Origin of the sequence: Mesorhizobium sp. C120A (assembly GCF_030323105.1) — a bacterium.
Classification (GTDB): domain Bacteria; phylum Pseudomonadota; class Alphaproteobacteria; order Rhizobiales; family Rhizobiaceae; genus Mesorhizobium.
In genome coordinates, this window is sequence record NZ_CP100476.1 from 1,832,130 (window position 1) to 1,856,966 (window position 24,837).

Annotated in this window: 27 protein-coding genes; 14 read left to right on the forward strand and 13 right to left on the reverse strand. The window is 63.9% G+C overall.

The genetic code is table 11. The annotated features are described in order from the left end of the window. The 4 genes from NL532_RS09020 (at window position 1) to deoA (ending at window position 3,624) form a co-directional block, all read left to right on the forward strand. Window positions 1-972 (forward strand): ABC transporter permease, encoded by a 972-nt coding sequence (locus NL532_RS09020; protein WP_023828256.1) that lies wholly within the window; start codon window positions 1-3, stop codon window positions 970-972. A 109-nt stretch (window positions 973-1,081) separates the two neighbouring features. Next, window positions 1,082-1,474 carry a cytidine deaminase gene (gene cdd, locus NL532_RS09025; protein WP_023714063.1) on the forward strand — a complete coding sequence of 131 codons (393 nt, stop codon included), beginning with the start codon at window positions 1,082-1,084 and terminating at the stop codon, window positions 1,472-1,474. 12 nt (window positions 1,475-1,486) lie between these two features. Then, window positions 1,487-2,305, forward strand: a complete 819-nt coding sequence (locus tag NL532_RS09030) for a purine-nucleoside phosphorylase (protein ID WP_023686468.1) — start codon at window positions 1,487-1,489, stop codon at window positions 2,303-2,305. Continuing rightward, complete coding sequence (deoA, locus tag NL532_RS09035) at window positions 2,305-3,624, forward strand: thymidine phosphorylase (RefSeq protein ID WP_023740922.1); 1,320 nt, start codon at window positions 2,305-2,307, stop codon at window positions 3,622-3,624. The genes NL532_RS09030 and deoA overlap by 1 nt, the downstream gene beginning before the upstream one ends. Before the next feature lie 9 nt (window positions 3,625-3,633). Here the strand turns inward: deoA and NL532_RS09040 are convergent, their stop codons facing one another. The 3 genes from NL532_RS09040 to NL532_RS09050 form a co-directional block, all read right to left on the reverse strand. Continuing rightward, window positions 3,634-4,191 (reverse strand): TIGR02281 family clan AA aspartic protease, encoded by a 558-nt coding sequence (locus NL532_RS09040; RefSeq protein ID WP_023740923.1) that lies wholly within the window; start codon window positions 4,189-4,191, stop codon window positions 3,634-3,636. Between the two features lie 129 nt (window positions 4,192-4,320). Continuing rightward, window positions 4,321-4,950, reverse strand: a complete 630-nt coding sequence (gene upp / locus NL532_RS09045) for a uracil phosphoribosyltransferase (protein WP_023671129.1) — start codon at window positions 4,948-4,950, stop codon at window positions 4,321-4,323. 135 nt (window positions 4,951-5,085) lie between these two features. Beyond that, window positions 5,086-6,057: an adenosine deaminase gene (locus tag NL532_RS09050; RefSeq protein WP_023740924.1), complete on the reverse strand. Its 972-nt coding sequence runs from the start codon at window positions 6,055-6,057 to the stop codon at window positions 5,086-5,088. A gap of 134 nt (window positions 6,058-6,191) precedes the next feature. Here NL532_RS09050 and ubiE point away from each other — a divergent pair, with 134 nt between their 5' ends. The 3 genes from ubiE (at window position 6,192) to coaBC (ending at window position 10,108) form a co-directional block, all read left to right on the forward strand. Then, window positions 6,192-6,968 carry a bifunctional demethylmenaquinone methyltransferase/2-methoxy-6-polyprenyl-1,4-benzoquinol methylase UbiE gene (gene ubiE, locus NL532_RS09055; protein ID WP_023740925.1) on the forward strand — a complete coding sequence of 259 codons (777 nt, stop codon included), beginning with the start codon at window positions 6,192-6,194 and terminating at the stop codon, window positions 6,966-6,968. 31 nt (window positions 6,969-6,999) lie between these two features. Beyond that, a complete protein-coding gene (gene ubiB / locus NL532_RS09060; RefSeq protein WP_023671132.1) occupies window positions 7,000-8,574 on the forward strand; it encodes a 2-polyprenylphenol 6-hydroxylase in 1,575 nt (524 codons plus the stop codon). Between the two features lie 67 nt (window positions 8,575-8,641). Further along, complete coding sequence (coaBC, locus tag NL532_RS09065) at window positions 8,642-10,108, forward strand: bifunctional phosphopantothenoylcysteine decarboxylase/phosphopantothenate--cysteine ligase CoaBC (protein WP_023825478.1); 1,467 nt, start codon at window positions 8,642-8,644, stop codon at window positions 10,106-10,108. Window positions 10,109-10,228: 120 nt separating this feature from the next. Here coaBC and NL532_RS09070 read toward each other — a convergent pair whose 3' ends face one another. From NL532_RS09070 to NL532_RS09105, 8 genes are all read right to left on the reverse strand, one after another. Beyond that, a complete protein-coding gene (locus NL532_RS09070) occupies window positions 10,229-11,665 on the reverse strand; it encodes an MFS transporter (protein WP_023828255.1) in 1,437 nt (478 codons plus the stop codon). 193 nt (window positions 11,666-11,858) lie between these two features. After that, a complete protein-coding gene (locus NL532_RS09075) occupies window positions 11,859-12,338 on the reverse strand; it encodes a DUF992 domain-containing protein (protein ID WP_023683192.1) in 480 nt (159 codons plus the stop codon). Between the two features lie 89 nt (window positions 12,339-12,427). Continuing rightward, window positions 12,428-12,901, reverse strand: coding sequence for a DUF992 domain-containing protein (locus NL532_RS09080; protein ID WP_023671136.1), 474 nt, complete (start codon window positions 12,899-12,901; stop codon window positions 12,428-12,430). Window positions 12,902-13,159: 258 nt separating this feature from the next. Next, window positions 13,160-14,014: a tetratricopeptide repeat protein gene (locus tag NL532_RS09085; protein WP_023825476.1), complete on the reverse strand. Its 855-nt coding sequence runs from the start codon at window positions 14,012-14,014 to the stop codon at window positions 13,160-13,162. A 202-nt stretch (window positions 14,015-14,216) separates the two neighbouring features. Continuing rightward, window positions 14,217-14,495, reverse strand: a complete 279-nt coding sequence (gene rpsU / locus NL532_RS09090; RefSeq protein WP_023671138.1) for a 30S ribosomal protein S21 — start codon at window positions 14,493-14,495, stop codon at window positions 14,217-14,219. A gap of 176 nt (window positions 14,496-14,671) precedes the next feature. Further along, window positions 14,672-15,058, reverse strand: a complete 387-nt coding sequence (locus NL532_RS09095) for an SET domain-containing protein (RefSeq protein ID WP_023671139.1) — start codon at window positions 15,056-15,058, stop codon at window positions 14,672-14,674. 105 nt (window positions 15,059-15,163) lie between these two features. Continuing rightward, window positions 15,164-15,922, reverse strand: coding sequence for an SDR family oxidoreductase (locus tag NL532_RS09100; RefSeq protein ID WP_023756309.1), 759 nt, complete (start codon window positions 15,920-15,922; stop codon window positions 15,164-15,166). Between the two features lie 134 nt (window positions 15,923-16,056). Then, window positions 16,057-16,425, reverse strand: coding sequence for a YrdB family protein (locus NL532_RS09105; protein WP_023671141.1), 369 nt, complete (start codon window positions 16,423-16,425; stop codon window positions 16,057-16,059). Window positions 16,426-16,627: 202 nt separating this feature from the next. On the opposite strand from NL532_RS09105, the gene NL532_RS09110 reads away from it, so the two are divergent. The 6 genes from NL532_RS09110 to NL532_RS09135 are packed head-to-tail and all read left to right on the forward strand — an operon-like array spanning window position 16,628 to window position 22,474. Then, window positions 16,628-17,881 carry a sarcosine oxidase subunit beta gene (locus NL532_RS09110; protein WP_023683196.1) on the forward strand — a complete coding sequence of 418 codons (1,254 nt, stop codon included), beginning with the start codon at window positions 16,628-16,630 and terminating at the stop codon, window positions 17,879-17,881. After that, a complete protein-coding gene (locus tag NL532_RS09115; protein ID WP_023710913.1) occupies window positions 17,881-18,303 on the forward strand; it encodes a hypothetical protein in 423 nt (140 codons plus the stop codon). Before NL532_RS09110 ends, NL532_RS09115 begins: the two co-directional genes overlap by 1 nt. A 12-nt stretch (window positions 18,304-18,315) precedes the next feature. Beyond that, window positions 18,316-18,627, forward strand: coding sequence for a sarcosine oxidase subunit delta (locus NL532_RS09120; protein WP_023671144.1), 312 nt, complete (start codon window positions 18,316-18,318; stop codon window positions 18,625-18,627). After that, window positions 18,624-21,617, forward strand: coding sequence for a sarcosine oxidase subunit alpha (locus NL532_RS09125; protein ID WP_023828254.1), 2,994 nt, complete (start codon window positions 18,624-18,626; stop codon window positions 21,615-21,617). The genes NL532_RS09120 and NL532_RS09125 overlap by 4 nt, the downstream gene beginning before the upstream one ends. Beyond that, the gene (locus NL532_RS09130; protein WP_023683198.1) at window positions 21,610-22,194 is read left to right on the forward strand and encodes a sarcosine oxidase subunit gamma; all 585 of its coding nucleotides are present in this window, start codon (window positions 21,610-21,612) and stop codon (window positions 22,192-22,194) included. The genes NL532_RS09125 and NL532_RS09130 overlap by 8 nt, the downstream gene beginning before the upstream one ends. 52 nt (window positions 22,195-22,246) lie before the next feature. After that, window positions 22,247-22,474 carry a hypothetical protein gene (locus tag NL532_RS09135; RefSeq protein WP_023671147.1) on the forward strand — a complete coding sequence of 76 codons (228 nt, stop codon included), beginning with the start codon at window positions 22,247-22,249 and terminating at the stop codon, window positions 22,472-22,474. Between the two features lie 123 nt (window positions 22,475-22,597). On the opposite strand, the gene NL532_RS09140 is transcribed toward NL532_RS09135, so the two are convergent. Both NL532_RS09140 and NL532_RS09145 read right to left on the reverse strand, forming a co-directional pair. Further along, entirely contained in the window at window positions 22,598-22,831 is a 234-nt protein-coding gene (locus tag NL532_RS09140) for a DUF680 domain-containing protein (RefSeq protein ID WP_023671148.1), read from the reverse strand. Window positions 22,832-23,013: 182 nt separating this feature from the next. Continuing rightward, entirely contained in the window at window positions 23,014-23,658 is a 645-nt protein-coding gene (locus tag NL532_RS09145) for a TetR/AcrR family transcriptional regulator (protein WP_023671149.1), read from the reverse strand. Between the two features lie 153 nt (window positions 23,659-23,811). Here NL532_RS09145 and NL532_RS09150 point away from each other — a divergent pair, with 153 nt between their 5' ends. After that, window positions 23,812-24,606: a hypothetical protein gene (locus NL532_RS09150; protein ID WP_155923735.1), complete on the forward strand. Its 795-nt coding sequence runs from the start codon at window positions 23,812-23,814 to the stop codon at window positions 24,604-24,606. The last annotated feature ends 231 nt before the right edge of the window (window positions 24,607-24,837 follow it).

Below are 24,837 nucleotides of genomic sequence, written 5' to 3' on the forward strand. Positions count from 1 at the left end.
ATGGACGTCTTCATCGCCATCGTGCAGATCCTGGACTCGACCATACGCCTGTCGGTGCCGCTGCTACTCGCTTGCCTCGCCGGCCTCTATTCGGAACGCGCAGGCGTTTTCGACATCGGGCTGGAAGGCAAGATGCTGGTCGGCGCCTTTGCAGGTGCGGCCGCCGCTTCGGTCTTCCATTCGGCCTTCCTCGGTCTCGGCATGGCGATCGTGATGTCGGTCGCGTTTGCCCTGGTGCACGGCTTCGCCTCGATCACCCATCGCGGCAACCAGATCGTCTCCGGTGTGGCCATCAACTTCGTCGCCGCCGGCTCGACCATCATTCTGGGCCAAGCCTGGTTCCAGCAGGGCGGGCGAACGCCGGCGCTGCAGCCGGGCGAGCGTTTCGAGGCCATCACTCTGCCTGGTGCTGCCGCGATCCACGACGTGCCGATCATAGGGCCGATCTATTCCGAGCTGCTCTCTGGCCATTCGATCCTGGTCTATCTCGCTTTCGCCATGGTGCCGTTCACCTGGTGGGTGTTGTTTCGCACCCGCTTCGGCCTGCGCCTACGCGCCGTCGGCGAGAACCCGGCCGCCGTCGACACCGCCGGCATCTCGGTCGCCTGGCTGCGCTACCGGGCCCTGATCTGCACCGGTGTGCTGACCGGCATTGCCGGCGCCTACCTCTCGATGGTGCAGAATGGCGGCTTCGTGAAGGACATGACCGCGGGCAAGGGCTACATCGCACTGGCGGCGCTGATCTTTGCCAAATGGCGACCGGTGAACGCCATGTTCGCCTGTCTTCTGTTCGGCTTCCTCGACGCGGCGGCGATCCGCCTGCAGGGTTCGCCGCTGCCGTTGATCGGCAAGGTGCCGGTGCAGTTCATGCAGGCGCTGCCCTATGTGCTGACCGTGATCCTGCTTGCCGGCTTCATCGGCAAGGCGATCCCGCCGCGCGCCGGCGGCGCGCCTTATGTCAAGGAACGTTGATCCGGGCGCGCCCAGGAGCACTGTGTCGAACATGCGGCTGGTGCTCGAAAGGCGCCAGGAAAACGCAAAGCGCCGGGTTTTGACCACGATCGTCGGAGAGAACGTCTAGATGTCGCATGATCTGTTCGAAGCCGCGCAGGAGGCCATGGCCAAGGCCTACGCGCCCTATTCGAAGTTTCCGGTGGGTGCGGCGTTGCGCACCGAAGACGGCCGTGTCTTCACCGGCGCCAACATCGAGGTCGCGTCCTATCCGGAAGGCTGGTGCGCCGAGACCACGGCGCTCGGCCATTACATCATGGGCGGCGGCGGCAAGATCGTCGAGGTCGCCGTCATTGCCTCGCGCATGGCCAAATGCTCGCCCTGTGGCGGCTGCCGGCAAAGGCTGGCGGAATTCTGCCGGCCGGACACAAAGCTCTATCTTTGCGACAACACCGGCGTGGTCGAGACCGTGACCATGGGCGACATGCTGCCCTACGGGTTTCGTGGCGACATTTTGAAGTGAGAGTTGGCTGATATGAAGGAAGCTCTGGACCACCTCGTTGAAAGGCTGGACGGGTTGGCGCCGACAACGGCGATGGTGCTGGGGTCGGGCCTTGGCGGGCTTGTCGACCAGGTCGAAAATGCCGTGCGCATCTCTTATGCCGACCTGCCGGGTTTCCCCCGCAGCGGGGTGACTGGCCATGCCGGCGAGGTGGTCGCGGGGCTTTTCGCCGGCACGCCGGTGCTGATGCTGTCCGGCCGCGCCCATTATTACGAGCACGGCGTTGCTGCGGCGATGCGGCCGGCGCTGGAGGTGCTTGCCGGCATCGGCATCACCAAGCTGATCCTTACCAATGCCGCCGGCTCGGTCGATCCCGACATGCTGCCTGGATCGGTGATGCTGATCACCGATCACATCAATTTCTCCGGCTCCAACCCGCTGATCGGCGAGCCGAGCGACCGCCGCTTCGTCGGCCTGACCGAAGCCTATGATGCCGGCTTGCGCGCGGCGATCGAACGGGCGGCGAAGGCGACAGGGACGGCGCTGCACAAGGGCGTCTATATGTGGTTTTCCGGTCCGTGTTTCGAAACCCCTGCTGAAATCCGCATGGCCCGCGTCATGGGCGCCAATGCGGTAGGGATGTCGACCGTGCCGGAGGTCATTCTCGCCCGCTTCCTTGGGCTTCGCGTAGCCGCCTGTTCGGTGATCACCAATCTCGCCGCCGGGATGACCGGGGCGGAACTGTCGCACCAGGAGACCAAGGACATGGCGCCGATCGGCGGCGCACGGCTGGCGACGATCCTTGCGCATGTGTTCCAGGATGGGTTGCCGGAGCCGAAGGGCGCTGCCTGATGCTTCCGCAGGAAATCATCCGCCGCAAGCGCGACGGCCAGAAACTGTCCCCGCAGGAGATTTCGGCCTTCGTCGCGGGCGTAACTTCGGGCAGCGTCTCGGACGGCCAGGTCGGCGCCTTTGCCATGGCGGTGTTCTTCAACGGCATGAACCGCGACGAGGCGGTGGCGCTGACGCTCGCCATGCGCGATTCCGGCGATGTGCTCGACTGGTCGGACCTGCCGGGTCCGGTCACCGACAAACATTCGACCGGCGGCGTCGGCGACAATGTCTCGCTAATGCTGGCGCCGATCGTCGCCGCTTGCGGCGCCTATGTGCCGATGATCTCCGGCAGGGGCCTTGGGCATACCGGCGGCACGCTGGACAAAATGGATGCCATCCCAGGCTATATCAGCCAGCCGGATATCGCGCGCTTCCGCAAGACCGTGCTCGAGACCGGCTGTGCCATCATCGGCCAGACCGCCGATCTCGCGCCCGCCGACCGTCGCCTCTATGCGATCCGCGATGTGACCGGAACGGTGGAATCGGTGCCGCTGATCACTGCCTCTATCCTGTCGAAGAAACTGGCGGCCGGCCTGCAGTCGCTGGTGCTCGACGTCAAGGTCGGCAATGGCGCCTTCATGGAGAAGTCGCGCGACGCGACAGCACTTGCCAACAGCCTGGTCGAGATCGCCAACGGCGCCGGCCTGAAGGCCTCGGCGCTGGTCACCGGCATGAACGAGCCGCTGGCGTCGGCGGCCGGCAACGCGGTCGAGGTGCGCAACGCCGTCGATTTCCTCACCGGGAGGCTCCGCGACAAGCGACTGGAGGATGTGACGCTGGCGCTGGCCGCCGAGATGCTGCAATCGGCAGGGCTGGCGTCGTCCAATCAGGACGGTCTCAGGCGCGCGGCCGAGACGCTGGCCGGCGGCCGCGCGGCGGCCGCCTTCGCACGTATGGTCGCAGCCCTTGGCGGTCCCGCCGATTTCGTCGAGAAGCCGGAAAAATACCTGCCGAAAGCGGCGGTGGAGTTTGCGGTCAAGGCGGCAGGCAACGGCTTTGCCACCGGCATTGCCACCCGCGATATCGGCCTTGCCGTGGTCGGGCTCGGTGGCGGGCGTACGCGGCCGGACGACAGGATCGACCATGCGGTCGGCATCACCAGGCTGCTGCCGCTCGGCGCCGAGGTGCGGACCGGCGAGCCGCTGGCGCTCGTCCACGCCCGCACGCAAGCGGAGGCCGAAGCGGCCGCAGCCGCCGTGCTTTCGGCCTATACGATCGGGGCGTCGAAACCAGCCGCCGACAAGACTGTCATCCGGCGCGTGCTGCCGCGCGGGTAGCGGAAGGCGCTACTGCACCAGCAACAGTGTGCCGTTTTCGACCTGGTATTTTGCCAGCCGCTGCAAAAAGCTCATGCCGATCAGGTTGGTGCGCAGCGCCTTGTCGTCGAGGACCACGGCCTGGATGTTGTCGACGCTGATCTTGCCGATCTGCAGGCGGTCGATGTTGACCACAGCGGCCCTGATCGCGCCATTGGCGGTGTTGACCTGATGGCTGAAATCCGACGGGTTGAGCGAGATGCCGATGCGGCGCGCCGTCGAGGTGTTGATGGCGACCAAAGTGGCGCCGGTGTCGATCATGCCGTCGACCTGGCGGCCGTTGAGCTTGAAGGCGGAGGTGAAATGGCCGCGCTCGTCGGCCGCCACCAGGACCTTGCGACCGGTGGGCAGCGGTGCGGCCGGCTTGTCGGGAACCGAGGCGAGGCTCAGCTCGGGCTGCGGTTGCGGCTTGCCGGCGACGGTCGACTTCAACAGGTTGTCGAGAATCTGCGGGTTCGACTGATAGACGATCGGGATCGATGCCGACGTTCCGGCGAACACGCCCAGAATGAGAAGCTTGCGCAGCATGAATGGACCTTCGTGAAGGCCCATTTTTGCCCACGTATGGTGTGTGCCGCTTTAACGCCAACCCGAAACCGCGGCTTTGCGTAAACGGGCGGTAAACGACTGGATGCCAGCTGGCCTTGCCAGCCGCCGTCATTTGGTTCCGTACATGCGGTCGCCGGCATCGCCGAGGCCGGGCATGATGTAGCCCTTCTCGTTGAGCTGGCGGTCGATGGAAGCGGTAAAGACCGGGACATCCGGATGCGCCTTGGTGAAGCGCTCGATGCCTTCTGGCGCCGCCAGCAGGCAAAGGAAACGGATGTTGGTGGCTCCGCGCTCCTTCAGCTTGTCGATGGCCGCGATGGCCGAGTTCGCGGTCGCCAGCATCGGATCGACGACGATCACCAGCCGGTCGGCGAGATCGCTCGGCGCCTTGAAGAAATATTCCACCGCCTCCAGCGTTTCGTGATCGCGGTAGAGGCCGACATGCGCGACGCGGGCCGCCGGGACCAGGTCGAGCAGGCCTTCGAGCAGGCCATTGCCGGCGCGCAGCACCGAGGCGAAGACCAGCTTCTTGCCCTCCAGCGTCGGCGCTTCCATGGTTTCCATCGGCGTTTCGATGGTCGTCGTCGTCAGTTCGAGGTTGCGGGTGACCTCGTAGCCGAGCAGGAGCGAGATCTCGCGGAGCAGTCGCCGGAAGCCGGCGGTCGACGTCTCCTTCTTGCGCATGATGGTCAGCTTGTGCTGGACAAGCGGGTGGTCGACGACGGTGACGCCCTGCATGGGTTGCTCCAGTGAATGGTGAATAGTGAATAGTGAATAGTGAATAGTGAGCAGGTTTGCGAGTCCCGATGGATCGATCATTGCCGTTGACAGGCCGAACCGCCGGCAAACCAATCACCAATCACCAATCACCAGTCACCTCTTCGCATCGAGCCGGGCAAGCAGCGCGCTTTTCGTCTTCCTGTCGACGAAAGCCGCTTCGATCGCCGTCCTGGTGACGGCGGTCAAAGCTTTTTCATTCATGGAGAAATGCTCGGCGGCGATGTCGTATTCGCGCTTCAGCGAGGTCCAGAAATAGGGTGGGTCGTCGGAGTTCAGCGTCACCTTGCAGCCGCCCGCCTGCAGGGCAGGCAAAGGGTGATCGGCGAAACTGTCGTAGACTTTGAGCGCGATGTTGGAGCCGGGGCAGCATTCGAGCACGATGCCCTCATCGGCGATGCGGCGCACCAGGTCGGGATTTTCGATGGCGCGCACGCCATGGCCGATGCGCGAGGGGCGGATGTGGTCGAGTGCGGCCTGCACCGTCTCCCACCCGGTCAACTCGCCGGCATGGATGGTGATGCCAAGGCCGGCTTCGCGGGCGATCTCGAAGGCCCTGACATAATCCTCCATCTCGCCCATGCGCTCGTCGCCGGCGACGCCGAAGCCGGTGACCAGCGGATTTCCGCAGCGCGCCGCAAAGCGCGCCGCCTGCTCGATCGACTCGACGCCGACATGGCGTACGCCGGTGACGATCATGCGCCCCTCGATGCCGGTCTTGGCTTTGGCGCGCAGCATGCCTTCGCCGAGCGCATCGGTATAGGCCTTGGGCGACAGGCCGGCCCTGACGGCATGGTCGGGCGAGGTGAAGACCTCGGAATAGATGGCGCCGTCGCGGGCAAGGCTGGTCAGATAGTGGTCGGCGAGGCGGGCATAATCCTCCTCGGTGCGGAACAGGTCGGCGGAAAAATCATAAGCCGCCAGGAACGAGGTGAAATCATGCCAGACGAAGGAGCCGTTCTGGATATAAAGCGAGGTGTCCTTGCCGTATTTCTGCGCCTGACGGATGACGAGTTCGGGCGCCGCTGCCCCCTCGATGTGGCAGTGCAGTTCTGCTTTCAAAGGCATGCAGTTATCCCGTCTCATCAGTCCAGGCCGTAAAGCCCACCACCTGGAAGCGCGGCCGAACACCGCGCCTTAAACAATAGCGCCCGCACCATCGATCGGCTATGGTCCCGCCGGTTTTATGACGGATCAAAATAATGTCAGTTGAGAGAACCACGGCCGCGGGCGGCATGGAAACCTCCTATGGTTTCAAGAAGGTAGGGCCAGGCGACAAGCAGCCTCTGGTCAACGATGTTTTCCACAAGGTGGCGAACCGCTACGACCTGATGAACGACCTGATGTCGGCCGGGCTGCACCGGCTGTGGAAGGATGCCATGGTGACATGGCTCAATCCGCCGAAACGTCCGGGCTGGAAAGTGCTTGACGTGGCGGGCGGCACCGGCGACATCGCCTTCCGCATTGTAGACGCCAGCCAAGGCAACGCGCATGCCACGGTGCTCGACATCAACGGCTCGATGCTCAGCGTCGGCCGTGACCGCGCGGAGAAAAAGGGCCTGTCCGGCAACACCGATTTCGTCGAGGCCAATGCCGAGGAACTGCCTTTCACCGATAGCACCTTTGACGCCTACACCATCGCATTCGGCATCCGCAACGTGCCGCGCATCGATGTCGCGCTGACGGAAGCCTTTCGCGTGCTGAAGCCCGGCGGACGGTTCCTGTGCCTGGAGTTTTCCGAGGTCGAGATGCCGCTGCTGGACAAGGTCTACGAAGCCTGGTCGTTCAACGCCATTCCGCAGATCGGCAAGATGGTGACGGGCGAGGGCGAACCCTATTCCTACCTGGTCGAATCGATCCGCAAATTTCCCAATCAGCAGAACTTTGCTGCAATGATCACCCGCGCGGGCTTCGAGCGCGTGTCGTTCCGCAACTATTCCGGCGGCATTGCCGCCCTGCATTCGGGCTGGAAGCTTTGAGGCACCACAGTTTGCAGCAGCAGGGTAGGCGATGAGCAGCGTCGGCGCCGCCTTTCGGCTCGCGCGGGCCGGCTGGGTGCTGGTCCGCGAGGGCGTGATCGCAGCACTGCCGGGCGACGAACTCGGCGGCCTGCCGAAATTCGGCTGGCGCATGGCCCGGCTCTTCACCCGCCGCCGCGCACTCGCTTATGAGCGCAGCGACCGGCTGGCCAAGGCGGTGGTCCGGCTCGGACCCTCCTACGTCAAGCTCGGCCAGTTCCTGGCGACGCGGCCTGATGTCGTCGGCAACGACATGGCGCTCGACCTCGCCATGCTGCAGGACAAGATGCACACTTTTTCGCAGGCGGAAGCGGTGGCGGCGATCGAGGGCTCGCTCGGGCGCAAGATCGGCGAACTCTATACGCAGTTCGGCGGGCCGGTCGCGGCGGCCTCCATCGCCCAGGTCCATCCCGCGCAGGCCATGCATGACGGTGTCGATACCAAGGTGGCGGTGAAGGTGATCCGGCCTGGCGTGCGCCGCCGCTTCTTCCAGGATCTCGAAAGCTATTTCCTCGCCGCCCGGCTGCAGGAGAAATACATCCCGTCGTCGCGCCGGCTGCGGCCGGTCGAGGTGACCGAGACGCTGGCGCAGACCACCAAGATCGAGATGGATCTTCGCCTCGAGGCGGCCGCACTTTCGGAACTGGGCGAAAACACCAAGGACGATCCGGGCTTCCGCGTGCCGTCGGTCGACTGGGAGCGCACCGGGCGCGATGTGCTGACCATGGAATGGGTCGACGGCGTCAAGATGAACGACATCGCCGGGCTCGCTGCGGCGGGGCACGATCTGAAGGCGATCGCCACCAACCTGATCCAGTCGTTCCTGCGTCACACGCTGCGGGACGGCTTCTTCCATGCCGACATGCATCCAGGCAATCTGTTCGTCGAGGCCAATGGCAATATCGTCGCCGTCGATCTCGGCATTGCCGGACGGCTCGGCAAGAAGGAGCGCCGGTTCCTCGCCGAAATCCTCTACGGCTTCATCACGCGCGACTATCTGCGCGTCGCCGAGGTGCATTTCGAGGCCGGCTACGTGCCGCGCCAGCACAATGTCGCGGCTTTCGCGCAGGCCATTCGCGCCATCGGCGAGCCGATCCATGGCCAGCCGGCTGAAACCATCTCGATGGCGAAGCTTCTCACGCTGCTGTTCGAGGTCACCGAACTGTTCGATATGGCCACGCGGTCGGAACTGATCCTGTTGCAGAAGACCATGGTGGTGGTCGAAGGCGTCGCACGCACGCTCGACCCGGCCTTCAACATGTGGAAGACGGCCGAGCCGGTGGTCGGCCAGTGGATCGCCGGCAATCTCGGGCCGAGCGGCCTGCTGATGGACGCGCGCGACGGCGCCAAGGCGCTGCTGGCGCTGGCCCGCCAGGCGCCCGATCTTGCCGCCCGCACCGAGCGGCTGTCACGCGAGATCGATTTTATGGCGGAGCACGGCCTCCGCTTCGACGAAGCGACATCGCGCGCCATCGGTAAGGCCGAAGCGCGCTACACCCGCTCGGGCCGGCTGGCGCTATGGGTGATCGCGCTGACGCTGGTGTATATCGCGTGGAAGCTGCTCTGATCGCTTGCATCGCTAGCAACTGTGGTGCTAGCGTTGCAGTCGCGCTATTGATGTCGCGGAGCAAGTCATGGGCACCATTACTGTCCGCAATCTAGCTGACGACGTGAAGCAGAAATTGCGTGAGCGCGCTGCGGCGCGCGGGGTGTCGATGGAGGAAGAGGCGCGTGATGCGCTTGCCAAAAGCGTGCTGTCGGCGGAAGCCGGCATGCCCGAGAGCGAAACCCTCTATGCAACAATCCGCCGCCTGGTTGAGCCTCATGGAGGTTTTGACATCGATCTGCCCGAGCGTGGTCAATCCACAAAAACGCACAAAACCCTCGACGGCAGGCGCATCCTGCTGATCATCGGCGGCGGCATCGCCGCCTACAAGGCGCTGGACCTGATCCGCCGGCTGCGCGAGCGCGGTGCGGCGGTGCGCGTCGTGATGACATCGGCGGCGCAGGAGTTCGTCACCACGCTTTCGGTCGGCGCGCTTTCGGCCGACCATGTCTTCAGCGAATTGTTCGACCGCAATGACGAGCACGATGTCGGCCATATCCGCCTGTCGCGCGAGGCCGACCTTCTGGTAGTGGCGCCGGCCACTGCCGATCTGATGGCCAAGCTCGCCAACGGCCATGCCAACGATCTGGCCTCGACGGTGCTGCTCGCCACCGACAAGAAGGTGCTGATGGCGCCGGCGATGAACCCGAAAATGTGGTCGCATGCCGCGACGAGCCGCAACCGGGCGACGCTCGCCAAGGATGGCATCGCCTTCGTCGGCCCGGCCAAGGGCGAGATGGCGGAAAGCAACGAGGCGGGCGAGGGCCGCATGGCCGAGCCGCTGGAGATCGTGGCAGTGATCGAGGCACTGCTCGACAGCAGGCCGAAGCCGCTGGCCGGCCGCAGGATCATCGTCACCTCGGGGCCGACGCATGAGCCGATCGACCCGGTGCGCTACATCGCCAACCGCTCTTCGGGCAAGCAGGGCCATGCGATTGCGGCAGCGCTGGCAAGACTGGGCGCGGATGTACGCCTGGTCTCCGGTCCGGTCGGCATTGCCGATCCGGCCGGCGTTGTGACGACGCATGTGGAGACCGCGGCCGAGATGAAAGCGGCCGTCGAACAGTTGTTGCCGGCGGACGCCGCGGTCTTCGTAGCTGCCGTCGCCGACTGGCGCACCGCTGGCACGGCCGGCGAGAAGATCAAGAAGGTGGCGGGCCAGGGCCCACCGGCGCTGCAAATGGTCGAAAACCCCGACATTCTCGCCAGTGTTGGTCATCACGGGCAACGGCCGGGGCTGGTTGTCGGCTTCGCCGCCGAGACGCAGGACCTGATTGCGAATGCCGAGGCCAAGCTGAAGAAGAAGGGCGCCGATTTCATTGTCGCCAACGATGTCTCGCATGAAAGCGGCGTCGGCCCCACCGGCGTCATGGGCGGCGACCGCAACAAGGTGCGCATCGTCTCGAAGGACGGTGTCGAGGAATGGCCTGAGATGGGCAAGGACGAGGTGGCGGCGCGGCTCGCCGCGTTCATCGCCGAGCGTTTGCAAGCCTGAGCGGCCGCCGGTTCCGCAATCGGGCAGGCCATGGTCTTGCAGGCAGCCTTGTGGCCGAGGGCATTTGACGCCGACAGCGCCGGCGGAATGCTGTCGCCAAATTCTCGATCGGCCGTGCCCTCAGCCTGGCGCCAGTTGCGGCCGGCGTGCCTCCAAAGCCATCTTCAACGCCGCCAGGCAACCGACAATGCCGAGTGGCACGAAGGCCAGGTACAGCCAGCCGGCGACGTGCGCTGCTGCCTCGCGGTTCAGTCCGTCCGAAAAGCCGCTGGCATTGGCGATGATGCCGGCCATGGCGGCGCCCACGGCGTAGCCGATGCGCTGCATGGTCGGCACGGCGGCCGAGGCGATCGTCTGCTCGCCGTCGCGGGCCGAGGCGACGATGATGCGGGTCAGGAAGGGCCATGACCCGCCGAAGCCACCGCCTTGCAACAAAGCGCAGAGCAGGATCATCGGGATCGAGCCGGCGGGGATGGCATAGGCGAAACCCCCGAGGCCGGCTGCAATCATCAGCGCGCCGATGACGAGGATCTGCCGTTCGCGGTGCAGCGGCGCATTGGCGACGGCGATCGACAGGATCGACCAGGCGATCGATTCGGCGGCGATGATGTAGCCTGTGGTCAGGATCGGGATGCCGTGCAGCGTGGTAAGCAGAAGCGGCCCGTAGATGGAAAAAGAGACTGTCGCCACCGAGAAGGCGGCAACCATGGTCATGCCGCTGCCGACCGGCGAGCGCCATGAGAACAGGCCCGACGGGAACAGTCGCGATTGCGGCTTCATGGCGTCGACGAAAACGAACAGCGCCAGGCCGGCGAGGCCGAGGGCCAGCAGCAGCGACGAGCGCAGCAAGGCGACGTCGACGCCTGCGGTGGCGATCAGCACGACGGCGATGGCGAGGCAGCCAAGTGCTGCATAGGGGAAGGGCGGCGATGTGCCGGCGGCGGCCTGCGGCTTCGCCGCTTCCGGCGTGTTCAGGACGATGAAGCTTGCCGATGCCATGGCAATGCCACCCAGCACGAAGACGCCGAAGGCCCAGCGCCAGGACAGGAGCTCGACCATGATCGCGCCGAGCATCGGGCCGCTGAACGCGGCGACGCCCCAGATCGCCGACATTATGCCGAACAGCTGTGGCCAGATGTTGCGGTTAAACAGCCGCTCGACCGAGACGAAGGCCAGCGACACCAGCGCACCGCCGCCGAGCCCCTCGACCAGACGGCCGGCAAGAAACACCGGCATGGACGGCGCGGTGGCGCAGATCAGGGCGCCCACGGCATAGAGCAGGGCGGCGACCGTGACGTTGGAGCGTAGAGCGACATAGCTGACCAGCCGCCCCGCCGCAGCGCCGGCGACAATGGCGCCGAGCTCGTAGACGGCCAGCGACCAGCCGACGAACTGCACACCGGCGAGGTCCCCGACCATGGCCGGCATGACCGTCGCCACCATCGTCTCGTTGGTGGCGTGCAGCAGGATGCCGAGGCTGATGAAGCAGAAGCGCGCGAGGTCGCCGCTTGCCCACAATGCCCGCCAGTCGACCTTGTTGCTGGTGATTTCAGTCATTCTTTTACCCTGCCTTTGCATATCTCGATGCCGGCGCATGGCGCCAGAAGCCAGTCGGGCTTTCCGGCGGGGCCATGCGCGCTGTTTCAGTCAGGCGAGTTGTAAAACCTCAAGCGCAGTTGAGCTCAAGTGGCTTTTTATCGAAGTGCAAACGGTCGAGATTGGCCGGAAGCCTCTCCGCTTGATGCGCCGGTCAGTTCTCAATGCTGCGCAGCTGAAACTGGCTGACGCCGATGGCAATGTTGATACCGGTCTGCGTCTGCAGGCTGAGCGGCTGCAGGGTGAAGGCCTGCGAGGAGCCGCCGACCAGGAGATTGGCGCCGGCGCCGACCGCCGCCGTCACTTCGGCGCTGGCCCCGATATAGTCGCCGGCCAACGCGCCGGGCGCATAGATGTTCCTCAGCGGCGTCAGCACCAGCCATTGCATGACGGTCTGCTTGGTGGTGCCGATGTCGAGCCCGTATTTGTTGACGGCGCCGAAATAGGCTTCCGGCGAAAAGCTCTTGTCGGCCGGCGTGAAGGTGCAGCTCAGATCCTTGCTGGAGCCGAAGATGAAGCCGGTGCCGCCGCCGATGGCGCAATCGAGCACACCGAGTTCGATGCCCTGGTCTTGCGCTTGGGCCTGGGCGGTACAGATGATGGTGATAGCGGCGGCGATGGCTGGTTTCAGCACGGCGGATCCCCCAAAAAGCATGCGGCGCGAAACAGTAACCTGTTCCGCGCCGCGCGTAGAGGGATCAGTCGATACTTATTTGCCGATGCTTATTTGAACGAGTGGATCAGCTCCAGGGAGGTCACGGCGACCGCTACATTGACGCCGGTCTGCGCCTGGACGCTGAGCGGCTCCAGCACAAAGGCGCCGTCGAGCCCGCCGACCAGCAGATTGGCGCCGCCGCCGGTCACCACGCTCGCCTCGGCGTTGACGCCGTAATAATGGCCGGCAAGGTCGCCCTCGTCATGGCCGCGGGTGGCGGCCAGAACCGCCCACACCAGCTGGCCCTGATGCGTCTGGCCGAGATCGACCCCGAGCTTGGAGATCATCCCCGTGTATTTCTCGGACGGCCCATGGTGATAAGGGCGGAACGTGCAGTCGACGCCCTTGTTCGACGTGATGACGTAACCGACGCCGCCGTCGATGGTGCAATCGAGCGTGCCGAGCTGAAGCTTGCCGGCGCTGGCGGGAACGGCAAGCAGCGTCGTGGCAAGTGCCGCGGCACAGATGATTTTCTTGATCATGGGTCAGTCCTTTCGAAAATGCCTTCAACAACGGTTGAATGGCCCGGAGCGTTCCGCTGAAAACTTGGCGCGATCAAGGCAAGGGTTAGCGCTTTGCCCCCGGTGGTTAAGATTGGGTGATAGTGGGGTTTTCTGGATACGCAATCCCTAGGGGAAGGGCTCTGCGCTTTCCCTTGGGAGAAACCGCTCACGCGGCGCACTGCATCAGGAATGGAACGTTGTATAAAAGGCCGCCGATGGCGGCGCGCCGGCCGCATCTCAGCCGGCCGTGGCGCCCGATGTGCGAGACAGGCCGTCCTTGGCCGGCTGGTAGGTCGGGTCGAGATGGACGGCTTCGCGGTAGGCCTTCGAGGCCTTGACCTTGTCGCCGCGGCGCTCGTAGATCAGCGCCTGGTTGGACCAGGCTTCGGCGTTCTTGCCGTCGAGCTTGATGGCCATGTTGAAGTCGGAGAAGGCGTTGTCCTCGTCATTCATGGCGAGATAGGAGAGGCCGCGGCCGTTGTAGGGTTCGGCGGCGTCCGGCGCCAGCGAGATGGCGGTCGAGAAATCCTCGATGGCAAACTTGTGCTGGCCTTGGCTCTGATAGATCAGGCCGCGATTGTGATAGGCGCGGGCATCCGTGGTGTCGAGCTGGATCGCCTTCTGGAAATCGTTGAAGGCCTGCTGGGTCTGGCCAGCCTTGCGATAGAGGTTGCCGCGGCCGATATAGGCGGCGTCATAATTTGCATTGATCTGGATCGAGCGGTTGTAGTCGGCAAGGGCGGCCGCCTGGTTGCCGAGGAAGCGCTGGATCAGTGCCCGGTTCGAATAGGCCTGGTAGAAATTCGGGTTGAGCTGGATGGCGGTGTCGAAATCCTTCAGCGCCGCCTGGTACTGGCCGCCACGGCCATAGGCCGAGCCGCGCACATTGTAGCCTTCCGGATCCTGCGGATTGCGCTGGATCACCGCCGACAGCGAGGAGATGTTCTCGGTTGAGCCTTGCGCCTTGTCGATGTTGTTGAATTCGCCGGTCGGAACGCTCTGGCAACTGGCAAGCACCAGGCCGGACATCAGGGCTGCCGCCAGGGCCAAACCGCGCATTGTGGTTTTGCGCTCTACGCCGATTGCGTTCATGTCTGCCCTGTCCTCACTTCAGCCGCGCCGTCCAGGTCCCCCTCCGGGCCGGGTCACAGATTGTCGTAACAAAATCTAGAACGCCGTTTGCGCGTTCAAGGAACGGCCTCCAACAGAATGGCGGCGCTCCAAACAAAAAGGTGGCGGCGATTCCGCATCGCGCCACCTCAGAGTATCCTTCGAAAAGGACGAAAAATTGGCGTCAGAACCGCGGCGGACGCGGAGCACCACCAGGACCACCGGCGGCGCCGGCAGCAACCGGGCGCGGCGTCATCGGCAGCAGGCCTTCGCGCTGGGCGCGCTTGCGGGCCAGCTTGCGGGCGCGGCGAACGGCTTCGGCCTTTTCACGGGCGCGCTTCTCGGAAGGCTTCTCGTAATGGCCGCGCATCTTCATTTCGCGGAAAATGCCTTCGCGCTGCATCTTCTTTTTGAGAGCGCGAAGCGCCTGATCAACGTTATTGTCGCGGACGAGTACCTGCACGGGCAATCCTGTCTTTCGGGTTTGATATCAACAGGCAAGTGACCATAGCCACATGCCTCCGCGGCGCTTTACACCACGAATTGTGGCGGCTGATAGCAGAATCAGGCCGCGCTGTCCACACTGGAAATGAAGGACAACCGCCAATTTGCCACGGCAGCCCCGAGATAGGGCGCCAACTAGGCGCTGGCCAGATGGAGCCGTGCGAAATCCTCGAAGAATTCGCCGTAATCGCAGGTAATTTCCTCGCCGGCTGATATATCTCGAGTGGCGGTGGCGCCGCCATATTGCGAAAAATCCGTGTTCGGCCGCTCGGCGTGGTTCATGAAGCGGCCATTATCGACTTCATAGACCATGAAGCCGGGACGGTCGGGGCTCGGATAGGCATAGCGGTCGAGCAATTCCTTGAGGTGCGGCGGCGCCGCCTCGTATTTGTCCATCGGGATCAGCCGGTCGAAATCCGGATCGAGCCGCCAGATCGAGGCGCCCTTCCTGATCGGCTCGGCGGCGAACACGCCGACGCCTTCGATTGCGCTCTGGGCGACATAGGTCCTGATCAGCAGCATGTCCGTCCTCCTCACCCGAAACCGAATCGCCAAATCGCGTGGAAAAAGCAAGTCCGGTTTCGGGTTCTATGGCTGATCGGCGCGGGCGATGACCCGCGAAATGCTTCACGTCCGGGTGATCGAGACGCCGCCATCGGCAAACAGCGCCGATCCTGTGGTGAAGCTCGACGCATCCGATGCCAGGAAGAGCGCAGCGCGGGCGATCTCTTCAGGCACAGCCACACGTTTCAAGGCATGCAGGTTTTCCACGAAAGCGCGTGATTCCGGCGTCTTGAATGTTGCCGACGGCGTGTCGGTGCCACCCGGCATCAGCGCGTTGACCCGCACGCCCCTGGGGCCGTATTCGGCGGCCAGCACCTGCGTCAGGCCGATCAGTCCGGCCTTGCTCGCGGCATAGCTGGTCATGCCCGGCATGCCGACTGTGTGACCGACGAAGGTCGAGGTGAAGATCAGCGATCCGCCGCCGCGTTCGACCATCGCCGGCACCTGGTATTTCGCGCCGAGAAAGGCGCTGGTCAGATTGGCGTCGAGCGTCTCGCGCCATCCGTCCAGCGACAGTTCCGAAATCGGACCCATCGCTCCGACCGAGCCGACATTGTTGAAGGCGATATCGAGCCCGCCGAATTTTTCGACGGCGAGATCGACGAGGGCTTTTGCATAGGCTTCGTCGCGGACATCGCCGGCAAGCGCGACTGCCGAGCCGTCGGCATCCTCGATTTCAGCGACCAGCGCATCGAGTTCGGCCTGGCGGCGGGCGGCGATGACGACCCTGGCACCTTCTTCGGCGAAGAGTTTTGCGGTGGCGCGCCCGATGCCGGAACTGGCGCCGGTGACGATCGCTATTTTATTGGTGAGTACGAACATTTTCTTACATCCTTTCATGGCACCCGCTGTGCCGGCAACCGGGATGTTGATCGCAGTTCGGGACGGTGCTAGCCACCCGATACGTGCTCGACTTGCTGAATGGCTTCGCAGCGGCACAAGCGCCGCGCGCCGGACTATTGCTTCAGCAGCCAGCCGAGGCGGTCGAGCGAAAATGCGTAGCTGATGGCGATGAGCAGCGTGATGACAACGCCCGTGGTCGTGTGACCGGCGGCATAGAATCCGGCTGCACCGCCAAACAGGATGGCCAGTTCAAGCACCAGCCTGACTGCGCCTGGTACAGGAACCGGCGCGCGTCCGGACCGGCTCGGATCGCCGCGCACCGCGAAGGTTCCCCACAGCGCAGCTGCAATGAACGGCAAGGCCAAGGCGAAGAGCCAGCGCCACCAGCCGCCGGAGAGGCTCCAGCCGGCAAAGCCGAGGCCAAGCAAGGCGGCAAGTTCCAGCAGGAAACGCAACGTCAGATTCCACCAGGCGTTGCCCATATTCGTCCTCCAGAGTCTCGCGATCGCCAGTGTGTCCGAACGCAGCCATGCCTGCCAGCCCGGGCAGGTCTTTTCCACCGCGGCGCAAAACGGCAAGCGCCGTCGCAAACAGCGCAAGGGTGGAAGCGCCGTTTCGCTAGTGATACACCTCGCGCGCCGGGGCTGCGTAAAAAACCCCACCGCCATTTGCGAGGCTGGAACGTTGAAAAAATATTCGGTATTCGCCATCGCCCGCGAGGCCATGCGCGGCCACAAGGGCTGGGAGGAACAATGGTCCTCGCCAGAGCCAAAGAAGGAATATGACGTCATCATCGTCGGCGCCGGCGGTCATGGCCTGGCCACCGCCTACTATCTCGCCACCGTACACGGCATCACCAATGTCGCGGTGCTGGAAAAGGGCTGGCTCGGCGGCGGCAACACCGGTCGCAACACCACCATCATCCGCTCCAACTACCTCTATGACGAGAGCGCCGGCATTTACGACCATGCGCTGAAGCTGTGGGATGGGCTCTCCCAGGAACTCAACTACAACGTCATGTATTCGGCGCGCGGCGTCATGATGCTGGCGCACAATGTGCACGACATCCAGGTGCTGAAGCGCCATGTCCATGCCAACCGTCTCAACGGCATCGACAATGAATGGCTGACGCCTGAGCAGGCGAAGGAATTCTGCCCGCCGCTCAACATTTCCAGGCAGGCGCGCTATCCCGTCGTCGGCGCCGCCTTGCAGCGGCGAGGCGGCACGGCGCGTCACGACGCGGTTGCCTGGGGTTATGCGCGCGGCGCTTCGGCGCGCGGCGTGCACATCATCCAGAATTGCGAGGTCACCGGCGTCAAGCGGGCGGCCAATGGCGCGGTCATGGGCGTCGACACGACGCGCGGCTTCATCGGCGCCAAGAAGGTCGGCGTGGTGGCTGCAGGCCACTCCTCGGTGATCATGAACATGGCCGGCGTGCGCATGCCGCTGGAAAGCTATCCCCTGCAGGCGCTGGTGTCGGAGCCGGTCAAGCCGGTGGTGCCTTGCGTGGTGATGTCGAACACGGTGCACGCCTACATCTCGCAGTCCGACAAGGGCGAGCTGGTGATCGGCGCCGGCACCGACCAGTATGTCTCCTATTCGCAGACCGGCGGCCTGCATATCCTGCAGCACACGCTCGACGCCATCTGCGAGATGTTCCCGATCTTCACCCGCATGAAGATGCTGCGCTCGTGGGGCGGCATCGTCGACGTGACGCCCGACCGTTCGCCGATCCTGGCCAAGACGCCGGTGCCCGGCCTCTACGTCAATTGCGGCTGGGGCACGGGCGGCTTCAAGGCAACGCCCGGCTCAGGCCATGTCTTTGCCCACACGATTGCCAAGGACGATCCGCATCCTATCAACGCGCCCTTCACCATCGAGCGCTTCCGTACCGGCCGCCTCATCGACGAGGCAGCGGCGGCGGCGGTGGCGCACTGATGATGGTGGAGTTGGCTGTAGCGGTGCCGCTGGTGCTGGCGGGGGAGCAGGACCTGTTCCATTTTCCGTCACCGGACGAGGTGCGGACGCAGCCGATCAGCCGCGCCGGCAACGAAGCCAATTGGCCGTTTTCGATCGACGCCGGCATTCTGGCATGCGTGTGGAGTGGTGGCCAGAAGGTGGTCATCTTCATGGAGAACAGGCCCTCCGATCTCGGCGAGGACGACACATTCGAGCCGCGCAGCGTCATCGTGACGACCGATCCGTTTCAGCTCACGATCGGCAACATGGCGTATCGCGAGCTGTTTCGCCCCGCCGCAAGCGTGGAGGAGCGCATTCGGCTCGTCGCGCCTTTTGCGGCGATGGGCCAGAGGCTTTGCAACCAACCGGCCGGCGCGCATGTCGGCCACGGCGAATTGTAGGAACGAACGATAATGCTTCTCATCCGCTGCCCCTATTGCGAGGAAGAGCGCCCGGAGCTCGAGTTCCGTAACGCCGGCGAGGCGCATATTGCGCGTTCGGCCAACATGGCGGGCGAGAGCGACGACGACTTCGAAAAGTTCTTCTTCATCCGCTCGAACCCCAAGGGCATCATCTATGAGCGCTGGCGCCACATCCATGGCTGCGCACGCTTCTTCAATGCGGTGCGCGACACCGTCACCGACAAGTTCGTCATGACTTACAAAGCCGTCGAGCCGAAACCGTCCAAGCTGCCCAAAAACTCCAACGAAATGGCTTCCAAATGAGCGGCGCGTTCCGCATTCCGAGCGCCGGCCGGCTCAGCCAGGCCAAGACCGCGCGCTTCAGCTTCGACGGCCAGGCCTACACCGGGATCGAAGGCGACACGCTGGCCTCGGCGCTGCTTGCCAATGGCGTGCATCTGGTGGGACGTTCGTTCAAGTATCACCGTCCGCGCGGCTTCCTGTCGGCCGGAGCGGAAGAGCCCAACGCGCTGGTCGAGGTCAAGCGCGACGCGGCACGCAAGGCGCCCAACATCCGCGCCACGGTGCAGGAGCTCTATGACGGGCTGGTCGCGCAGTCGCAGAACCGCTGGCCTTCGCTGGCCTTCGATGTCGGCGCGGTCAACGACATTGCATCGCCGCTGTTTTCGGCCGGCTTCTACTACAAGACCTTCATGTGGCCGAAGGCAGCCTGGAAGAGCCTCTACGAGCCGAAGATCCGCGCCGCGGCGGGTCTCGGCGTTTCGCCCGACAAGCCAGATCCCGACCATTATTCCTCGCGCTATGCGCATTGCGACGTGCTGGTGCTGGGCGGCGGTGCGGCCGGCATCGCGGCAGCGCTTGCCGCTGCCGAAACCGGCGCGCGTGTCATCCTCGCCGATGAACAGGCCAGCTTCGGCGGCAGCCTGCGCTTCGAGAGCGGGGCGAAGATCGACGGCCAGGACGGTTATGCCTGGGCGCAAGGCGCGGTGGCCAAGCTCACCGCCCTGGACAATGTCCGCGTTTTGTCGCGGACGACGGCGTTCGGCTACTACGCGCAGAACTTCGTCGGCCTGGTCGAGCGGGTCAGCGACCATCTGCAAAACCCCGGCCACGATTTGCCGCGCGAGCGCCTATGGCAGGTACGCGCCAAGCGCGTGGTGCTGGCGACCGGCGCCATCGAACGCCATATGGTGTTTGCCGACAATGACCGGCCCGGCATCATGCTGGCCTCGGCGGCGCGGACTTATCTCAACCAGTACGGTGTCGCGGTCGGCAAAAATGTCGGCGTCTACACCGCAAATGACTCGGCCTACTCCGCCGCGATCGACCTGAAGAAGGCCGGCGTCAACGTGGCGGCGATCGTCGACCTGCGCGACCATCCGACCGGACCTGTGATCGACGAGGCGAGGGCGCTCGGGATCGAGGTCAATTTCGGCCGCGCGGTGATCCGCGCCGGCGGCAAGTTGCGCGTGACCTCGATGACGGTGCAGCCGAAGAATGGGGGCGGCGAGCGCACCATTCCGGTCGACGCCATCCTGATGTCGGCCGGCTGGACGCCGTCGGTGCATCTGTTCTCGCAGTCGCGCGGCAAGGTCGCCTTCAATGACGAGACCAAGCGCTTCGTGCCGGGCATCTATGCGCAGGACTGCGTTTCGGTCGGCGCCTGCAACGGTACGGATGGGCTCTCGGCGTCGATCGATGAGGCCTATGCGGCCGGCGCAAAGGCGGCGAAGGATGCGGGCGGCAAAGTGGCCAAGGGCGTAAAGCCGAAGGTCGACGCGTCGGAAAGCTGGTCGCGCGGCATGCTGGGCGCGGCGCCCGGCGCCGGGCCGGACAAGACGGTCAAGGCCTTCGTCGATTTCCAGAACGACGTCACCGCCAAGGACATCCGCCAGGCGGTGCATGAAGGCATGCGCTCGATCGAGCACGTCAAGCGCTTCACCACCAACGGCATGGCGACCGACCAGGGCAAGACCTCCAACATGCACGGCCTGGCGATTGCCGCCGAGACGCTTGGCAAGCCGATCCCCGAGGTCGGGCTGACCACGTTCCGCGCACCCTATACGCCTGTTACTTTCGGCGCGATCGTCAGCCATTCGCGCGGTCCGCTGTTCGACCCGACACGCAAGACCGCGATCCATCCCTGGGCGGAAGCTCAAGGCGCGGTGTTCGAGGATGTCGGGCAGTGGAAGCGCGCCTGGTATTTCCCCAAACCCGGCGAGGACATGCACAAGGCGGTCGACCGCGAATGCGTCGTGGTGCGCAGCAATGCCGGCCTGTTCGACGCCTCGACGCTGGGCAAGATCGAAGTGGTCGGGCCGGATGCGGCCAGGTTCATGGAACTGCTCTACACCAATCCGTGGGAGAAGCTTGAGCCCGGCCGCTGCCGCTATGGCATCATGCTGCGCGAGGATGGTTTCATCTATGATGACGGCGTCGTCGGCAGGCTGGCGCCGGACCGTTTTCATGTGACGACCACGACGGGTGGCGCGCCGCGCGTCATGAACCATATGGAGGACTATCTCCAGACCGAGTTCTCGCATCTGAATGTCTGGCTGACCTCGATAACCGAGCAATGGGCGGTCATCGCCGTGCAGGGGCCGAAGTCGCGAGACATCATTGCACCGCTGGTCGAAGGCATCGACATGTCGGACGAGGCGCTGCCGCATATGTCGGTGCGCGAAGGCAAGATCTGCGGCGTGCCGACCAGGCTGTTTCGCATGTCGTTCACCGGCGAGCGCGGTTTTGAAGTCAACGTGCCGGCTGATCACGGCCAGGCGGTCTGGGAAGCGCTGTGGGCCGAAGGCCAGAAGCATGGCGCTACTGCCTACGGCACCGAGGCCATGCACGTGCTGCGCGCCGAAAAGGGCTACATCATCGTTGGCCAGGACACGGATGGTACGGTGACGCCGAACGATGCCGGGCTCGACTGGGCGGTCGGCAAGAAGAAGACCGATTTCGTCGGCATCCGCGGCCTGACGCGGCCCGACCTTGTCGCCAAGGGCCGCAAGCAGCTGGTCGGCTTGAAGACCAAGGACCCGAAAGTGGTGCTTGAGGAGGGCGCGCAGATCGTCGCTGACCCGAAGCAGGCGATCCCGATGAAGATGATCGGTCACGTCACATCCAGCTACTGGTCGGAAAATTGCGGTCGCTCGATCGCGCTGGCGCTGGTTGCCGGCGGCCGCGACCGGATGGGCGCCACGCTCTATGTGCCGATGCCGAACGGCGTGATCGAAGTGGAGGTTACCGGCATGGTGTTCTTCGACGAGACGGGAGGGCGCCTCAATGGCTAAGGCTGCTGCAAAGAAGACGGCCCCAGCTGCAGCGCCGTCCGTCGAGCGCCGCCCGGCCCTGGCTGGACGCGTCGTTTCCGCAACGGATGTCAAGGTCGAGGTGCTGCCGCCGGCGGAGCGCATGTCGCTGCGCGCGCCGGAGGCTTCCGTCGCGGCGCTGTCGAAGGCGCTCGGCCTGACCTTGCCGAAGCAGCCGAAAACTTCGGCGTCGAAGACAGGGCGCACGGCGCTGTGGCTTGGCCCTGACGAGTGGCTGGTCATCGATGAGGCTGGCAAGGATCCGCTGGCCGATCGTGCTGGGGTTGCCGCATTGCATTCGGCGGTCGGCATCTCGCACCGCAACGTCGCCTTCGCCGTCACCGGCCCGGCGGCTGCCGCCGCGATCAATGCAGGCTGCCCGCAGGATTTGTCGCTCGAGGCTTTTCCGGTGGGCGCGGCGTCGCGCACCATTCTCGGCAAGTGCGAAATCCTGCTGTTGCGCACGGCAGCCGACGCTTTCCGGGTCGAGTGCTGGCGTTCCTTCTCGGACTATGTCTTTACTTTCCTGTCGGAAGCAGCCAGCGACGCGGCGGCGTAGGAACGTTTGACGGGTCAAGCCGTTCTGCTTCCCCCATCAGGGAGAACATACGATGCCGTCGAAAGCGCCGCCGAAGTCAGCTGGCAAGACGTCCGCCGTGCGCTCACTCGAACATGAGCAGCATCACGAGGTGACTGCCGAAGAGGAACTCGAGGAAGGCCTCGAGGACACGTTTCCGGCCAGCGATCCGGTGTCGATCACCTCGACCGCCATCCCAGGCGCGCCGGCAAGACCCGGCAAGGCTAAGACGGTGCCGGGTCGCAAACCGCGCAAGAAATAACCCGTTCGGCTACGCCAGGTTTGAACTCAGGAAAAGCCGGCTTGCGCTGAGGAAAAAACGGGCGGCCGGGATTATCCTGCCGCCCTTAAATTAGTCGTTGTGCTGTGGTCGAGCCCGATCAACTTAGAACGTGCTCGGCACGATCCATGGGTTGATCTCGATGCCGAGACGCGGGCTCTTGGCCTTGACGTCGGACTTTTCGACCGAGCCGGTCACGGCGCAATCGAGCTTGGCATTGGTCGTGGTGTCGACGCAGGTGGCGGCGGGGGCCTGCTTGGTCGAGTGTGTGTTGTTGGCGGCGAAAGCCGAGCCGGAGAGAGCCAGCACGGTGGCGAGGGCGAGAAGGGTCTTGTTCATGTCAGTCTCCATCGGTTAAACTTTTTCGTACATGTACGATACAACGTACACATACGTCCACCGAGATGGGTTTTCAAGTCGAAAAACGTACGCGTACGACAAATTTTTTTTATGCCGAAAATTGCGGCGCACTGACACAGCCGAAGCTGTCAGGCCGGACGTTGATTGGAGGGCGGGGATGCTCAGCAGTCGACCGGGGTCTCGGTCAGCGGCGGCACATTCTGAGTGCTGAGCGTGGCGAGTGTGAAATCGCACATCCGCGTCACGAAAGCCTGTGGATCGCCGAAGGGGTAGAACGGGAACGTGATCAAAAGCGAGATGGTGCCGTGGCCGACTGCCCAAAGCATGGTGGCGATGGCGCGCGGATCGCCCTGCAGCTTGCCTGCGGCAACGCAGGCCTCGACCCTGGATATCAGCGCTTTCATCGCCGGGTTGGCCTCTTCCATGTCCTCATAGCTTCTGCCTTCCGGCAGCTTGGTCTTTTCGGTCATGAACACGGTGCGGTATTCGTTGGGATTGCCGAGCCCGAAGGCAGCATATTCGGTCATCACCGCACGCAAGGCCTCGATCGGATCGTCGGAAGGATGCTCCTCGATGCGGCGGGCAAGTGTTTCGAAGGCATCCTCGGCCAGCGCAAACAGGATGTCTTGCTTGTCGGCGAAGTAGGAATAGACCGACATCGGAGCATAGCCGACCCGCTTGGCCAACTTGCGGATGGTCAGGCCTTCATAGCCCTCTTCCTTGACGAGCTTGTGGGCTGCGTCGAGCAGTTCGGAACGCAGTTCGGCCTTTTGTTTCTCGCGGCGTTTCTGGACGCTCAGTGGCAAGATCCGGTGCCTTTGGTTGGTTGTGCATGACTAAATATATACGCTGTACGGAAACGGGCAAGGGCGCTTCAGGGACATCAAAAAGCGACCTCAAGCTTTCTCTCGAATAGTCGTGCCCGTTCTGGTCCATTTCGCCAGCATCTATGTCACAGCATGTGTAACCTGGGCGCACGCAGGCAACATCGGACTGTTACAAACAAAGCCTATTTGGCGGCTCTGCAAGAAATTTCGGTTTTGGGGGCCTCTATGGCTGCGATAGAGCTTTCGTCCGGGCTGCCGGGCGCACATCCACTTTCTCATGGCGCAAGGCTGGCGCTCAGGCGAGTCGTGATAGTCGCATGGCTGGCGATCGCAATCGGCTTCGCCATGGAAGCGCTTATTCTGACTGCCGGATTTGCGGCAGGTTCGCACCCGGCCCCGACCCAGGTTCTGATAGACTTGGCGCAAGGCGTGACCTGGTCATTCTTCGTCTGCGCCGGTGTCAGCCTCGGCACGGCGATCACCAAGGTGCGAGCCTCGCTTGGCGGCCTTATCGCCATGATCTCGGGGCCGCTGGCCATGGGCATCGCCAAAGGTACGCAAAAGGTGATGGTGAGCGCGCTTGATGTATCGGCAAAGCCCGTGATCCTGTCGCTCACCACGCTCGGTATGTTGCGGGCGATCGAGTATGGCTTGCTGGGCTGGATGCTGGCTTCGCTGGCATCCAAGGAAGAACCTCGCTCGCTGCATTTCATGCTGGCGGGTGCCTTGGCCGGCGCGGTGTTCGGCGGCGGGATCACGGCGCTGACGATCGAGACCGCCGCAGCCAAGGACATCGCGCTGGCATTGCCGCAGGCTGTCGCCACCGGCCTCATTGAGATCGTGTTTCCGATCGGATGCTCGCTGGTCGTCTACATCGCCCTGCAAGTCAGCCGGCACATGAAGTTCATTTCCAGCGATGCGCGCTAGAGCAGGATGATTTCAGGTCGAATTGACCTGAAATCTGAATCCGGGTCTAAACAAATTGATAGAGCATGATGTCGTCCGAAACCGCTTCACACTTTCGGCATCATGCTTTTTCTACAGACGGTGATCGGTTTGCGTCCTGTTTCCAGGCCGGTTGCCACCACCTCCGTATGGGCTTGCTCCCCGGTCGGGGAACGGAACTGATCCGATCTGTCATCAAATCGCGCCGACCAC

Coding starts and splice junctions, on each gene's coding strand:
- NL532_RS09020 (WP_023828256.1), top strand. CDS start 1: ATGGACGTCTTCATCGCCATCGTGCAGATCCTGGACTCGACCATACGC.
- cdd (WP_023714063.1), top strand. CDS start 1,082: ATGTCGCATGATCTGTTCGAAGCCGCGCAGGAGGCCATGGCCAAGGCC.
- NL532_RS09030 (WP_023686468.1), top strand. CDS start 1,487: ATGAAGGAAGCTCTGGACCACCTCGTTGAAAGGCTGGACGGGTTGGCG.
- deoA (WP_023740922.1), top strand. CDS start 2,305: ATGCTTCCGCAGGAAATCATCCGCCGCAAGCGCGACGGCCAGAAACTG.
- NL532_RS09040 (WP_023740923.1), bottom strand. CDS start 4,191: ATGCTGCGCAAGCTTCTCATTCTGGGCGTGTTCGCCGGAACGTCGGCA.
- upp (WP_023671129.1), bottom strand. CDS start 4,950: ATGCAGGGCGTCACCGTCGTCGACCACCCGCTTGTCCAGCACAAGCTG.
- NL532_RS09050 (WP_023740924.1), bottom strand. CDS start 6,057: ATGCCTTTGAAAGCAGAACTGCACTGCCACATCGAGGGGGCAGCGGCG.
- ubiE (WP_023740925.1), top strand. CDS start 6,192: ATGTCAGTTGAGAGAACCACGGCCGCGGGCGGCATGGAAACCTCCTAT.
- ubiB (WP_023671132.1), top strand. CDS start 7,000: ATGAGCAGCGTCGGCGCCGCCTTTCGGCTCGCGCGGGCCGGCTGGGTG.
- coaBC (WP_023825478.1), top strand. CDS start 8,642: ATGGGCACCATTACTGTCCGCAATCTAGCTGACGACGTGAAGCAGAAA.
- NL532_RS09070 (WP_023828255.1), bottom strand. CDS start 11,665: ATGACTGAAATCACCAGCAACAAGGTCGACTGGCGGGCATTGTGGGCA.
- NL532_RS09080 (WP_023671136.1), bottom strand. CDS start 12,901: ATGATCAAGAAAATCATCTGTGCCGCGGCACTTGCCACGACGCTGCTT.
- NL532_RS09085 (WP_023825476.1), bottom strand. CDS start 14,014: ATGAACGCAATCGGCGTAGAGCGCAAAACCACAATGCGCGGTTTGGCC.
- NL532_RS09095 (WP_023671139.1), bottom strand. CDS start 15,058: ATGCTGCTGATCAGGACCTATGTCGCCCAGAGCGCAATCGAAGGCGTC.
- NL532_RS09100 (WP_023756309.1), bottom strand. CDS start 15,922: ATGTTCGTACTCACCAATAAAATAGCGATCGTCACCGGCGCCAGTTCC.
- NL532_RS09105 (WP_023671141.1), bottom strand. CDS start 16,425: ATGGGCAACGCCTGGTGGAATCTGACGTTGCGTTTCCTGCTGGAACTT.
- NL532_RS09115 (WP_023710913.1), top strand. CDS start 17,881: ATGATGGTGGAGTTGGCTGTAGCGGTGCCGCTGGTGCTGGCGGGGGAG.
- NL532_RS09120 (WP_023671144.1), top strand. CDS start 18,316: ATGCTTCTCATCCGCTGCCCCTATTGCGAGGAAGAGCGCCCGGAGCTC.
- NL532_RS09125 (WP_023828254.1), top strand. CDS start 18,624: ATGAGCGGCGCGTTCCGCATTCCGAGCGCCGGCCGGCTCAGCCAGGCC.
- NL532_RS09130 (WP_023683198.1), top strand. CDS start 21,610: ATGGCTAAGGCTGCTGCAAAGAAGACGGCCCCAGCTGCAGCGCCGTCC.
- NL532_RS09135 (WP_023671147.1), top strand. CDS start 22,247: ATGCCGTCGAAAGCGCCGCCGAAGTCAGCTGGCAAGACGTCCGCCGTG.
- NL532_RS09140 (WP_023671148.1), bottom strand. CDS start 22,831: ATGAACAAGACCCTTCTCGCCCTCGCCACCGTGCTGGCTCTCTCCGGC.
- NL532_RS09150 (WP_155923735.1), top strand. CDS start 23,812: ATGTGTAACCTGGGCGCACGCAGGCAACATCGGACTGTTACAAACAAA.